At 31.9% G+C, this 14,245-nt stretch carries 9 protein-coding genes; 4 read left to right on the forward strand and 5 right to left on the reverse strand.

The annotated features are described in order from the left end of the window. Positions 1-265: 265 nt before the first annotated feature. Positions 266-1,204: a bifunctional riboflavin kinase/FAD synthetase gene (locus BST83_RS17130; protein WP_170062814.1), complete on the reverse strand. Its 939-nt coding sequence runs from the start codon at positions 1,202-1,204 to the stop codon at positions 266-268. 554 nt (positions 1,205-1,758) lie between these two features. Here BST83_RS17130 and BST83_RS17135 point away from each other — a divergent pair. From BST83_RS17135 to BST83_RS17145, 3 genes are all read left to right on the forward strand, one after another. After that, positions 1,759-4,119, forward strand: a complete 2,361-nt coding sequence (locus BST83_RS17135; RefSeq protein WP_104810986.1) for a penicillin acylase family protein — start codon at positions 1,759-1,761, stop codon at positions 4,117-4,119. Positions 4,120-4,288: 169 nt separating this feature from the next. Then, positions 4,289-7,087, forward strand: coding sequence for a TonB-dependent receptor (locus BST83_RS17140; protein ID WP_104810987.1), 2,799 nt, complete (start codon positions 4,289-4,291; stop codon positions 7,085-7,087). Between the two features lie 19 nt (positions 7,088-7,106). Then, entirely contained in the window at positions 7,107-8,609 is a 1,503-nt protein-coding gene (locus BST83_RS17145) for an SGNH/GDSL hydrolase family protein (RefSeq protein ID WP_104810988.1), read from the forward strand. 230 nt (positions 8,610-8,839) lie between these two features. On the opposite strand, the gene BST83_RS17150 is transcribed toward BST83_RS17145, so the two are convergent. Then, positions 8,840-9,076, reverse strand: coding sequence for a hypothetical protein (locus BST83_RS17150; RefSeq protein ID WP_104810989.1), 237 nt, complete (start codon positions 9,074-9,076; stop codon positions 8,840-8,842). A gap of 83 nt (positions 9,077-9,159) precedes the next feature. Continuing rightward, positions 9,160-10,374 carry an aminotransferase class V-fold PLP-dependent enzyme gene (locus BST83_RS17155; protein WP_104810990.1) on the reverse strand — a complete coding sequence of 405 codons (1,215 nt, stop codon included), beginning with the start codon at positions 10,372-10,374 and terminating at the stop codon, positions 9,160-9,162. Between the two features lie 473 nt (positions 10,375-10,847). On the opposite strand from BST83_RS17155, the gene tnpA reads away from it, so the two are divergent. Further along, entirely contained in the window at positions 10,848-11,255 is a 408-nt protein-coding gene (gene tnpA / locus BST83_RS17160) for an IS200/IS605 family transposase (RefSeq protein WP_104810991.1), read from the forward strand. A 49-nt stretch (positions 11,256-11,304) separates the two neighbouring features. On the opposite strand, the gene BST83_RS17165 is transcribed toward tnpA, so the two are convergent. Both BST83_RS17165 and sufD read right to left on the reverse strand, forming a co-directional pair. Then, a complete protein-coding gene (locus BST83_RS17165) occupies positions 11,305-12,612 on the reverse strand; it encodes an IS4 family transposase (RefSeq protein ID WP_146092176.1) in 1,308 nt (435 codons plus the stop codon). A gap of 211 nt (positions 12,613-12,823) precedes the next feature. Continuing rightward, complete coding sequence (gene sufD / locus BST83_RS17170; RefSeq protein ID WP_104810992.1) at positions 12,824-14,137, reverse strand: Fe-S cluster assembly protein SufD; 1,314 nt, start codon at positions 14,135-14,137, stop codon at positions 12,824-12,826. Positions 14,138-14,245 lie beyond the last annotated feature (108 nt).

Here is a 14,245-nt window from a genome sequence, read left to right on the forward strand (position 1 = left end):
CAAAGATATAATTTGTCATTTTGATTTAGTGCGAAATCAAAATAAAAAATTTCTCAACAAATACATATATAAACCTCAGAAAATAAGGAGAAATAGTTTGTCTAATAATGCTTTTTTTTGGGCGTTACCGCAAGGGTCAGGCTTTCACACTCGCTTACCGCAAAAAAGCGGCAGAGCTCAAGCAATTGCTCAATCCTTAACGCGAATTGGAGTTCTAAAAAGAAAGTTATTTATAAATACATGCAAGCGCTAAAGTTTCTGAAATTTAAAGCTTCATCTTTTTTTTGATATAATTTCTAGCAGTTTCTTCGTCTTTTTTAAGTTGTTGAATTAAAATTTCAACAGAATCAAATTTTTCTTCATCCCTTAAAAAATAGATTAATTCTATGGTTAAATTTCGATCATATAGATTTTGGTTAAAGTCAAAAAAATGAACCTCAATTGTTTGATGATTTCCATTTACGGTGGGTCTGTTTCCAATGTTCATCATCCCGAAAATAGTTTTTTCGTCAATGGTTGATTTTACTATATAAACGCCCGTTTTAGGGATTAATTTGTAGCTTTCTTTAATATCAATATTTGCGGTTGGATACCCAATTTTTCCACCTAATTTTTTACCATTTACAACGTTGCCATTTAGCATAAAATCATAGCCCAAAAAATTGTTGGCAGTTTTTAAATTTCCAGTAGCTAAAGCACGTCTAATTTTTGTAGAACTTACAGAAACGTCATCGATATCTTGCGCCGGAATTTCTTCGACCTTAAAATCGTATAAATGGCTATATTCTGTTAACTGAGTAATATTGCCTTCTCTATTTTTTCCGAAGTGATGGTCATATCCGATAATCAGTTTTGAGATATTTAATTGATTTACCAAGATATCTCGCACAAATTCGAGCGCTGTCATTCTAGAAAATTCTTTACTAAAAGGATGAATAATTAAATAGTCTAAACCTGTTTTTTTAAGTAAAGTGGCGCGTTCTTCAATCGTGTTAATCAGTTCTAAAGAAACATCTTTCTGTAAAACCATTCTTGGATGCGGAAAAAAAGTTAAGACCACCGATTTTTTATCAGCTTTTTTAGCTTCATCAATTAGTTTTTCAATAATTTTTTGATGCCCAAAATGCACACCATCAAAAGTGCCAATCGTAACATATGTTTTTTCTTTATCAGAAAAATTAGAAATGTTTTGTACTATTTTCAAGGAAAGAAATTTTATAAGCTGCAAATGTACAATAACTGTAATTGAAAATTGAAAGAAAAACTAGATGGCTTTAAATGGTTAATTTCATTAAAAAAAGGTATTCTAATTATTAAAATGATAATTTACCCCTTAATATATTTCTAAATAAAAAAACAGTTTGTTTGTATATTGTATATGTAAAAGATGGTAGAAAAACGATGAACTTATCTTCTGTAAGTAAAAACCTTCTTCTGGCTTATATTTAATGAAAGTTATAACTCCCACAGATACATTTACTGCTAAGTTTTTGAAACAATAATAAATTAAGCAGATAGACTAAGGAAAACAATACAAGTGAACTACAAAAAAAATAGCTAACCTCTTAAAATAGCAGTTATTTTAAAACTATATTGGTATAAATGGTCTAATCAAAAAAGAGAGCCTTGAGGCGTTAAATCGGGGTTTTCAATAAAACGTTGTTTTAAAAATTGATATAATAATCAAAACTCTATATTTGTTATAAACAACAAATTGGCAATTTAAAAATTTAAAACCCTTATATAAATACACGTTAAATGAAAAAAACCATTCTTTACATCACGTTAATAATTGTTGTAGTATTAACGTGTATTTCAATATATGTGCTAAAAAGCAATAACTATCAACGAGATGGAAAAATTACAATAGCAATAAACGACTACCCTATAAAAATCAATCGTGATGAAAATGGTATTGCTTACATTTTTGCTAAAAATAAAGCAGATGCTATACGAGGGCAAGGATTTGTATTAGCGCAAGATCGGTTATTTCAGATTGAATTTTACCGAGCATTAATTAAAGGCGAGGCTGCAAGCATCGTAGGGAGTTCAATGCTACAATCTGATATAAAAATGCGGGTTTTAGATTTGGTTGGAAACGCCAAAAGAAGTTATCAATATTTAGATACTGAAACCAAAGAAATGCTTGCTTGGTATTGCGAAGGATTCAACGAATACTTAAAAGTGGGTAAAGATGAATTCCCTGTTGAGTTGAGTTTATTAGGTATGAAGCCAACGCCTTTAACATCCCAAGAAATTATTTCTGTTACCCATTTTGTTGGCTTGTTTCATAGTCAAAATTTAGAAGACGAGGTTTTGAGTTTAAATCTTGCTGCGAGAACCGATAAAGCTGCAGCACTATTACCACTTTCTATCAATTTAGATCGAACGAAAAAATTAGAATTTAAGACAGATTCAGTTTCTTCAGCATTTTCAAATACAAATAATAAAAGTTGGCATAAATTAATAGACCCAATGTTGGTATACCCAAAATTAGGTTCTAATAATTGGGCTATTTCAGGAGAAAAATCACAATCAGGCAAACCAATTTTATCCAATGATCCGCATGTAGATGCAAGAATGTTGCCAGGTCTTTTTTATCCTATTGGTTTATTCTGCCCAGAATTTAAAGTAGTAGGTATTGCTACGCCAGGAATTCCTGGGTTAATTGCTGGACGAAATGAATACGTTTCATTCGGTGTTACCAATGCCTATGGCGATAGCCAAGATTTATTTATTGAAGAAACAGTAGGCGATTTTTATATACAAGGAGCAGATAAAATTCCCTTTAAAAAGCGAAAAGAAACGATTGTAGTTAAAGACACAACGAATGTTGAGATTGAAATTAGGCACACAAAAAGAGGGCCTATTATTTCAGATTTCCCTGTATTTAATGTTTTAACCGATGATGTTGTAAGTTTACGATGGTCGTTAGCAGAAACGAAGAGTAATTCTATTGGTTTAGAGCGTTTATTAGAAACTAAAAATGTTACTGAATTTAGAGAAGCATTAAAAGGCATGGACAATATGTTTTTTAATTACGCTATTGCAGATGTAGAAGGAAATATAGCACATCAAGCTACAGGTTTAGTTCCCATTAGACGAAATAAAACAGGTGAATTTCCATCTAAAGGAAATCAAAAAGACAATTGGTTAGGTTTTATTCCTAAAGATTCATTGCCACACATGGTAAACCCAGAAAGAGGTTGGATTGGCACCGCCAATAATGATACTCGCCCAGATGAGTATCCGTATTATTACTCCAATCATTTTTCGCCATATTATCGCTATCAAAGAATCACAGAAGTATTATCAGAAAACAAAAAATTTAACGCAGAAGAGTTGTGGACCATGATTTTTGATGTAAAAAATATGCAAGCACAAACCTTAACGCCGTTATTTATTTCGGCTTTAGAGCAAAAAGAAGTAACAAAAGACATCGCAAATATTTTAAAAGAATGGAATTATCTTGATGCTATTGATGAAGTTGGTGCTTCTATATATAATGTCTTATACAACGAGCTTTTATATTTGGTGCTAAATGATGAGTTACCCGATGATATAGAAGATATGTATTGGGAAAACGTGTATTATTGGAATCAAAAAGTAGACGGTTTTATTTTAGCTGAAAATGAGTTTGTTGATAATATAAATACATCAAAAAAAGAAACGCTAACAGATTTAATTATTCTAGCAGGTATTAAAACAAAACAACTTTTAACAGAAAGATTAGGCGATAATCAAGCAACCTGGACTTGGGGCAAGATACATACCGTACATTTTGCAAGTCCTATTCGTAAAGAAGGTTTTGGAAGTGGTTTGTTAGGCTCAGAATTGCTTCCTAAAGCAGGTTCTAATCAAACATTAAATAGGGGTGGATTTGTAAAAAATAAAGAACGAAAGTTTGATACAAGTTGGTTTAGTTCCTTTAGAATGGTAGCCGATATGAATGATCATGAAAAAATGATGGGTATATTATCTGGCGGAAGTGCTGCAAGAGTTTTTCATCCATATTATAAATCTCAATTAGAAAAATGGAAAACAGGCGAATGGATTCCTTATTGGATTTCTAAAGAAAAGGTTTTAGAACATTCAGAATTTCAAATGACTTTGGAATAAGATTTGTTAAAAGATAAATACAAGATTCCATTTCAATTAATTTTGTAAAAAGAAGTAATATTTTCGTAATAAACAACTTCAAATAATTTGAATATCATAAAATAACGGAATTTTATTACATAATTCAAAAAAATTGTATTTTCGTTTAAGTTAACAAATAATTCAAATTATGATAAAAAAGATTTTACTAGTTGCATTTATTGCTTTTGGTACTTTAGCAATGGTTGGTCAAACTACGGTTACCGGGACGGTTAAAGATGCAAAAACAGGAGATTTACTCCCTGGGGCGAATATTAAAATTTCTAGAAAGGCTGTTGGAACAAGCACAGATTTTGATGGGAATTTTGTATTAACGGTTACAGAAAAACCACCCTTTACTATTGAAGTTTCTATGATTGGTTTTCAAACCAAGAGTGCAGAAATTACAAAAAACAATCAAAAAGTGGAGATCACCTTAACAGAAAACGAAACTTCTTTAGACGAGATCGTTGTTTCTGCTTCGAGGACTCCAGAACGTATTATGGAATCTCCGGTAACTGTAGAAAGAATGGATGCTAGAGCTATTAAAAACACGTCTTCTCCATCTTTTTACGATGGTTTAGAAAACTTAAAAGGAGTTGATGTAAATACAAATAGTTTAACATTTAAATCTGTAAATACTCGTGGTTTTGCAACATTTGCAAACACGCGTTTTATGCAGCTTGTAGACGGTATGGACAATTCATCGCCAGCATTAAATTTTGCTTTAGGTAATTTATTGGGTATGTCTGAATTGGATGTGAAAACAGTAGAGTTATTACCAGGAGCGTCATCTGCATTATACGGTGCAAACGCTTTTAATGGTATAATGTTTATGACAAGTAAAAGCGCTTTTGATGATCAAGGAATAAGTATTTCTCTTAAAGGAGGGATTACGAGTCAAGAAGCTGGAGGTGACAATGGATATAAAGATTTTAATATTAGAATGGCGCATGCTTTTTCTAATAAATTTGCAGCAAAAGCAACCTTATCATATTTAGACGGTACAGAATGGTATGCTACAGATTACAGAAACACTGCAAACGGAGAGTATACCTCTGGAGACAGAAATTCTGATAGAAACTATGATGGATTAAATATTTATGGAGATGAAGTTTCTACAAATATTAGAGGTGTTGCACAAACGTTAGAGGGTTTAGGTTTGATTCCTGGAGGAGCTTCTGCACTTGTGCCGAGTGAAAACATTAGTAGAACAGGTTATGATGAAAGAGATTTAATGACGTATGAAGCTAAAAGTGTAAAATTTGGTACTTCTTTAAATTATCGTCCTTTTGGAAATGATCGTTTAGAGATTATCTGGAACTCTAAATTTGGTGTTGGTAATACAATCTACCAAGGTATTAATAGATACAATATTAAAGACTTCTTTATGGAGCAACATAAACTAGAAATTAGAGGGAAAAACTTCTTTGTTAGAGGATATATGACTAATGAAGACGCAGGTAATTCTTTTGACACACGTTTTGCAGCTATCAACATTAACAGAGCATGGAAAGGCGATACTACTTGGTTTGGACAATATACAGGTGCTTATTTACAAGGAACATTAGGAGGATTAACTTCTGATCAAGCGCACGCTCTCGCAAGACAAACGGCAGAAACTGGTAGATTTTTACCCGGAACTCCAGAGTTTCAAGCAGCTTTTGACAAAGTAACTGCAGACCCAGATTTAGTTAGTGGCTCTAAATTTCAAGACGCAACAAAATACTATCATACAGATGCAAATTATAATTTTCAAGATTATATAGACTGGGCAGAAATCCAAGTTGGTGGTTCTTACAGATTATACTCATTAAACTCTAACGGCAGTATATTTACTGATTATGACGGTCCGATTGAATATAACGAGTATGGTGTTTATACACAATTACAAAAGAAATTTTTAGAAGATGACCGTTTAAAACTTACTGCATCTATGCGTTATGATAAAGCACAAAATTTCGACGGAAACGTTTCTCCAAGAATGTCTTTAGCATATGCAGCAGGAGAAGATAAGAATCAAAATTTTAGAGCTTCTTTTCAAACAGGATTTAGAAACCCAACAACACAAGATCAATATATTGGTTTAAATGCAGGAAGAGCCTTTTTAGTAGGTGGAGCTCCTGATAATTTAGACAGGTTTACAACACCTGCTCTATCTGTTAGTGGAGCTGGTCAAGCAATTACTGGTTCTAGTTCAGTTGGTGTTTCAGGAAGACAGGCTTATGAAAATTCTTTTTCAGCAGCATCTGTTATTAATGGTACTTTTCAAAAAGCAAATATCACTTTAGTAGCACCAGAGAAAGTTGCTGCTTATGAAGTGGGGTATAGAGGCTTATTAGAGGCAGGAGAGCAAAGAGTAACTGTAGATTTAAGTGTATATTATAATAGTTATGAAGATTTTATTTCTGGAAAAAATGTAGTTGTTCCTTTTTATGGAACAGTTGGAGATAACTCTTTATCTTTATTCGCTCTTCAAAACGGAGATTATACAGCTTTTCAAACATATACAAATTCTGCAGCAGACATCAGTTCTTATGGAGCATCAATTGGTTTAAATACAACAGTTTTTGACGGTTTTAATTTAGGGTTAAATTATACATATGCTAAGTTTGATTTTGATCAAGCTTCTGATCCAGATTTTGAAGCAGGTTTTAATACACCAGAACACAAAGTTAAATTACAATTTGGAAAAACTGAATTATTCAAAAACTTTGGTTTTAATGTAAATGTAAGATGGCAAGATGAATATTTATGGGAATCTACTTTCATGGATGCAACTATAGATGCAAGAACAGTTGTTGATGCTCAGGTAAATTATAGTATCCCTAGTTTCAAATCTATAATTAAGTTAGGTGCTGCAAACTTAATGGGGCAAGAATACTTAAGTGCTCCAGGAGTTGGTGCAATAGGATCTCAATATTATCTTTCTTGGACAATTAATAACTAATAAAAAAATAAAACACTTTATGAATACATATAAATATTTAGGATTGTTTCTTTTATCATTAAGCATTGTTTCTTGTGATGTTAATAATGAGTTAGATGCAATACCAGCAGAATTAGCAGCAGAAGTTGCATTAAATACAAACGGATTAGATTTCTCTAAGTACGTTTCTATCGGTGCATCTTTTACAGCAGGTTATACAGATGGCGCAATGTTTAAAGCAGCTCAAGAAAATTCTTTCCCAAATATTTTGGCAGGAAAATTCGGAACAGAATTTAAACAGCCTTTAATGAAGGATAATATTGGAGGTTTAGTATTTGGAGGTTCAGCAGTGCAACCACCAAGATTTTATTTTAATGGTGCTGGACCTGCAAGATTACCTGCAATGCCTACTACAGAATTAACAGCTGTTCTTTCAGGGCCTTTCAATAATTTTGGCGCTCCAGGAGCAAAAAGTTTTCATTTAGGAGTTCCTGGATATGGACAATTAAATCCATATTTTGGAAGAATGGCCTCTAGCCCAACTGCAACAGTAATGGGAGACGCATTAGCACAAAATCCAACGTTTTTTACCTTATCTGAAATTGGTGGAAATGATGTTTTGGGGTATGCGCTTTCTGGAGGTTCAGGTGTAGATCAAACTGGTAATTTTGACCCATCTTCTTATGGAAGTAATGATATTACAGATCCTAATGTTTTTGCTAGTGTTTTTAGCACTATGGTTACTGCATTAACTGCAAATGGAGCAAAAGGAGTAGTTGCAAATGTACCATATATTACAAATTTAGCTAATTTTACAACAGTACCTTACAACCCTGTGCCTTTAGATGCAGCAACAGCAAGCTTCGTAAGCAATGCTTATGCAGCGTATAACGGAGGAATTCAACAAGCTTTTGCTTATTTAGTTGCGGTTTCACCGATGACACAAGAAATGGCGGATGCTGAAATAGCAAAAAGAACGATTTCTTTTGCTGCAGGACAGAATGCTGTTGTTATAATGGATGAAGATCTTACAGATTTAACAGCAATTAACTCAGGCTTAATCAGCATGAGACAAGCTACTGCAGACGATTTATTATTACTAGCGGGTTCTGCATTTATAGGAACATTAGCAAATCCTAACAATCCTGGAAGTATTAATGGAGTTGCGGTGCCTTTAGGAGATCAATGGGTTTTAACACCACAAGAACAATTGGCAATTAGAACAGCTACAGACGCTTATAATACAACTATTGCTGCGATAGCGGCTTTAAACCCAAATATTGCTTTAGTTGACTTTAAAGGTGTTTTAGCTGAAGCATCAACAGGAATCAAGTTTGACCGTTATACGCTAAATACTAAATTAGTTACAGGAGGTTTAATAAGCTTAGATGGTGTTCATTTAACCGCTAGAGGTTATGCTTTAATGGCTAACAAAATTTTAGCTGCTATGGATGCTGAATTTGGTACTAACTTTACAACTGCGACTGGTGGTTTAGCCAAAGCTGGAGATTATCCTACAAATTACTCACCAACTTTGAGATAATTTAATAGTATAAAAAAACAAAAAAGGTTGAGAATTTTCTCAACCTTTTTTTATGGTACTAACTTTTGTGCTATTTTATATAAGGCTAGCATTTCTTTTGGTGGATTTCTGTGATCAAAATCTGATGACATATAGTTTATGTCATTTTTTTGATGTAAAATCGACCAATTACTGCGCCATCATAAAAACGTTTATAAGAAGGAGCGGTTAAATTGGCGATCTTAGAGAGTTTAATTTTTGATATAACAATACATATTGCCTACCTTAATTTCGTTTAAAACTGTTGATTTATCCTTAGAAACAGATTTAAAAGCGATTGTATTCCTTTTAAAATGAATGCTTATAAAACTACCTTTTGTTTCAGCTTCATAATAAGCATCAATTTTAGAGTCATCAATCTTTTTCTGTAAAGAACAACTCGTGAACAATACTATAAACGGAAGGGCAACTTTAATCAGAATATTCATCTTAAAACATCGTTCAGAATTTTAAAGATATAAAAAACTGCCTCAGATTTTGAGACAGTTTTATTATACGATTTATAGTAAATTTAAGAAAGCATCATTTGTGCTTTTTTAACGCCTTCAATAAAAATATCTATTTCTTTCTTTGTGTTGTAAAAAGAAAAGGAAGCTCTTATAGTTCCTGGTATTTTATAGTAATCCATAATTGGTTGTGCGCAATGGTGTCCTGTTCTTACAGCAATTCCTAGTTTATCTAAAATTGCACCCATATCGTAGGGATGAATTCCATCAATATTAAAAGAAATTACGGCTGTTTTTTTAGCGGATGTTCCGTAAATTCTCAGTCCTTCAATTTTTAAAAGTTCTTGTGTTCCGTATTTTAAAAGCTCATGTTCATAAGCTGCAATAGTGTCAAAACCAACAGCATTCATGTAATCTAAAGCTACACCAAAGGCAATTCCTCCGCAAATATTTGGCGTTCCTGCTTCAAATTTATGAGGCAAACCTGCGTAGGTAGTTTTTTTAAATGATACCGTAGCAATCATCTCTCCACCACCTTGATATGGTGGTAATTTTTCTAACCACTCTTGTTTACCATATAAAAATCCAACTCCGGTTGGCCCGCACAATTTATGAGCAGAAGCCACATAAAAATCTGCATTTAATTTTTGAACATCCGGTTTTATATGAGGAGTTGCTTGAGCGCCATCGATTAAAACAGCAGCACCAATTTTATGAGCAGCTTCAATAATTTCTTCTATAGGATTTACAGTTCCTAAAGCATTGGAAACATGATTACAAAAAACTAATTTGGTTTTATTATTTAGCAATTGATGGTAGGTTTCCATATCCAAAGAACCTTCTTCGTTCATAGGAATCACTTTTAAAACCGCACCCGTTTTTTCGCATAACATCTGCCAAGGAACAATATTTGAATGATGTTCTAAAGCAGATACGATAAGTTCATCACCCTTATTTAAAAGGGATGTAAATCCAGATGCAACGATGTTAATACTGTGCGTAGTTCCGGCCGTTAAAATTATTTCGTACGCTTCTTTTGCATTAAAATGCTTCTGAATTTTAATACGTGCTTCTTCATATTTATCTGTAGCTTCTTGACTTAAAGTATGCACCCCTCTATGAATATTTGCATTGTAATTGCTGTAATAATCTACAATGGCATTAATAACAATTTGTGGTGTTTGGGAAGTAGCAGCATTATCAAAATAGACCAAAGGTTTTCCGTGAACAGTCCTTTTTAAAATAGGGAAATCTTCTCGAATTTTATCAATATTCAACATAAAAATAGTTTTGAAATACAAAGATAAACCTTGCAATTTTAAAGACGTAAAAAAGTCAATATGAATTTCTTATTTTTATATTATCAAATATTATCAATTAATAAAAAATTTAAAAAGAGTGCTTGTAATATTACTTCTAATTATTATCGTTGTTTTAGTTTATAATTATCCAAAAGTGTAGGTTATTGTGGGATATTCTTCCAAAAACATTGCGTCTTCTGTTTTTGTAGCCAATAGAACTTTGTAGGTTACAGCTAAAACTGACACTAATTTTTTCCAATAAAAATGGCGAAGGATCAGGTGTATACTTCGGATAAATATGCCTCGGCGAACGTTTTGCGGTTGGTAACTGGAAAGGCATTTTTTTTGAGAAGGTTTAGGAAGTATTTTTTTTATAAAAATAGGATTTTAATCGATAGAATTCCCAGAGGCACTGCCTCGGGCGTAGCGTAAAGATATGTATTTTTGTTTTTATGAGTGAACATATTTATAAGGGTCATAATAAAAGTTTGATATTATATCATTTTGTATGTCCTGTAAAATATAGGAGAACAGTTTTTACTTCTGATATTTCAAAGACATTTAAAGAGGTATGTTTGCAAATAGAGTTGCGTTATGATGTTCAATTTTTGATTCAGAGTGTTCCAACAAATTCACCTAAAAAAACAATTAGTGCAATAAGAAGTATAACTGCAAAAGAAATTTTCAGGTTGCATCCAGAAGTTAAAAGGTTTTTATGGGGAGGAAAATTTTGGACAAGCGGTTATTCTGTAAATACAGTAGGTCAATATGCCAATGAAGAAGTGATAAGAAAGTATCTTCAAAATCAAGGGAATTCAGATTATGAAAAGTTACATTCAGATCTACTCCGATTGTTTTGATACTTCAATGGCTCTGCCTCGAGGTCAATGTCATTAAGTTAAGGGATTTTCATATGCTATCTTTTTGATTTTTAGTAACTTTCGGTTTCTCTCTTCTAACATATTTCCTTATATTTCTTTGATAATATCTATTGGGTCTTATAGGGACTAGTTCTTGTTTGAACAGTATTTTAATTTGCTCCACAATAGCTTCCATATCTGTATTAGAGAAAAATAAGGATACTATTTTATTCTTCAAAAAGCCATAAGATAAATTGGTGTTTATTTTATAAGTTAACTTTCTGTTTTTTGTTTGCTCTATTATTTCATCTTCTAAATCGCTGACGATTAGTGTCTGTACGTTACTAATGAATATAGCTGCATTGAAGTCTTGTAAAATACTTTGGTTGGAATAGCCTGAAAAATGCGCTACTTTTAATTTGTTTTTCAATTCATCGTAAAAAATTTCTACACCCCATCTTTTAAAATATAGTTCCTTGAATATTTTATTAGGATACTTCTTGCTATCTAATAAAGAGGTGATTAATAATTCTGTTTCTCCGCTGGGTAATTTCACACGAAGTAATCTCACTTTTATCGGGGTATTTCTATCATATTGTTTATCAGATACAACAGCGTTTTTACTTGGGAAAATTTCTACAATTTGACTTGTTTTATTACTGGCTATAAAAGTTTTAGTAACGCCACTAAAACTTGTTTTAATTCGCATCAAATAATCGATGTTTTTTATGCAATGCGTATTTATAAAATCATAAGAGGGATATCCTCTGTCATAAATAATCAAGTCGCGTGCTTTAGTTTTTACCAAATGTAGCAATCCTAAGGCCCTTTCTCCCTCTTTTTTTGGTGATAATTGACTATCTAAAACATACTTATTTAAAACATCATAGAGTACAGAAACCCTTGCTTGAACGACGCCTGTATCTGTTTGATTTTTTACAAGACCGTAAATACCTTTCAACTCATCTGTAAAGGGAAGCGTAATGGAAGAACCGTCAACTGCTAAAACTCTAAATCCATTCCATAATTTTATTCCTAGTTCATTATCGGTATAAAATTCATCAATGAGCATCTCACTTAATTTTTTAAAAACTCCTGGTTGTATTTTTTTACGACATTGCACGAAAGCACTTTTTGTAAAAGATTTTAAACTTAATAGACCGCAGTCTCGTCTTAAATGATTTACAAAGTTTTCTATTTCTATAGAAAGGCTTTTTGTTAAAAAATTCATCATAAGTAATAAGGTTGTAGAAAAGGATTGTTTTCTTGTTCTTGTAAAATCTTTTTCTGAAACTCTAAAGCTTTCTTTAAGTTGACTACTAAAAATTTCTTTACCGATCTTTTTAAAAATAAAAATAGGTGTTTTTTTTCATCTTACATCTAATTGATTATCAGTTAAATATACGAAATTAATTTGAATATAACTAATTTAATTATCTGAATATCAGTTATTTAAATCGTTAACTTAATGACATTGGCCTCGAGGTAGTTAATTTTTCTAATAAATTCACAAAAAAACCACGCAATTTGCGTGGTTTAAATTTTATGAAATAAAGCTAGAATATAATTTACAAATCAAAACCAATATTTATTCCTAATTTGTCGGCAATTAACTTCGTAATTCTAGATTTTACTTCAGGTATTTTTACACTTTCTAATACGGTATTTGCAAAAGCATACATCAATAACGCTTTTCCTTCTTTCATCGGAATTCCACGTTGTTGCATGTAAAATAAAGCATCATTATCTAGTTGACCAATAGTACAACCATGAGAACATTTTACATCATCAGCAAAAATTTCTAGTTGAGGTTTTGCATTGATCGTTGCCTTATCACTTATTAAAACATTATTATTTTGTTGATAAGCGTTTGTTTTCTGAGCTTCTTTATTAACGATTACTTTTCCGTTAAAAACACCTGTAGAACGATCATTAAATATGCCTTTATAATCTTGGTGACTCTCGCAATTTGGCTCAATATGATGCACCAAAGTATGATGATCTACATGTTGTTTTCCTTCAATAATGGAAATTCCTTTTAAGATAGAATCTATATGTTCTCCATTTTGATAGAAGCTTAAATTGTTTCGTGTAATATTTCCTCCAAAAGAGAAAGTATGCATAGAAACCACACTATTTGATTTTTGATCGATAAAAGTATTATCAACCAAAGAAGCGTTTACTTCATCATTTTGAATCTTATAATAATCTATAGTAGCATTTCTACCAGCAAAAATTTCTGTAACTACGTTCGATAAAACTGCGTTTGATGTTAAACTTTGATGGCGTTCTATAATTTGAACATGCGAATTGTCTTCAACTACAATTAAATTTCTTGGCTGCACTATGCTTGCTGCTTCAGAACCAGTTGTAAAATTGATAATCTGAATAGGCTTTTCTACTTCAATATTTTTAGGGATATAAATATAAGCTCCTTCGTTTGCAAAAGCCGTATTTAAAGACGTTAAATTGTCTTGCTTTGCAACTTTATTAAAATAGTTTTCAATTACAGAACTGTATTTAGATTTTGATAAAGCGGAAGAAAGTAAACAAATATCTTTTCCATCATGCGTAACATCAGAAAGGAAAGAACTGTATTTTCCGTCAATAAAAACAACTTTAAAGGTATCTATATCATGAATAAAATAGTTCTTTACATCAGCAAATTGAACAGAATTTTCTTTATTAAGAAAAATGCTGAAATCATTCTTTAAAACAGTGTTTAAAGAGGTGTATTTCCAATCTTCTAATTTTTTAGTAGGGAAACCTAGCTTTTCAAAATTTTCTAAAGCTTCTGTTCTAATTTCATGAATGTCAGAATTGATATCAATTCCGTTTTCAAAAGCTACATATGATGATAGTATTTTTTCTTTTAATTCCATCTTTTTAGTCTTCAGTACTAAGTCTTTAGTTTTCAGTTTCACGCATGGTGATGAAACTTTTTACCAAAGCTGGTTATTTTTTTAAATTTAAGTTATTCAGTATTGAGT

The sequence above is a fragment of the Polaribacter filamentus genome (assembly GCF_002943715.1).
GTDB lineage: Bacteria > Bacteroidota > Bacteroidia > Flavobacteriales > Flavobacteriaceae > Polaribacter > Polaribacter filamentus.

Coding starts and splice junctions, on each gene's coding strand:
- BST83_RS17145 (WP_104810988.1), top strand. CDS start 7,107: ATGAATACATATAAATATTTAGGATTGTTTCTTTTATCATTAAGCATT.
- BST83_RS17135 (WP_104810986.1), top strand. CDS start 1,759: ATGAAAAAAACCATTCTTTACATCACGTTAATAATTGTTGTAGTATTA.
- sufD (WP_104810992.1), bottom strand. CDS start 14,137: ATGGAATTAAAAGAAAAAATACTATCATCATATGTAGCTTTTGAAAAC.
- BST83_RS17150 (WP_104810989.1), bottom strand. CDS start 9,076: ATGAATATTCTGATTAAAGTTGCCCTTCCGTTTATAGTATTGTTCACG.
- BST83_RS17155 (WP_104810990.1), bottom strand. CDS start 10,374: ATGTTGAATATTGATAAAATTCGAGAAGATTTCCCTATTTTAAAAAGG.
- tnpA (WP_104810991.1), top strand. CDS start 10,848: ATGAGTGAACATATTTATAAGGGTCATAATAAAAGTTTGATATTATAT.
- BST83_RS17140 (WP_104810987.1), top strand. CDS start 4,289: ATGATAAAAAAGATTTTACTAGTTGCATTTATTGCTTTTGGTACTTTA.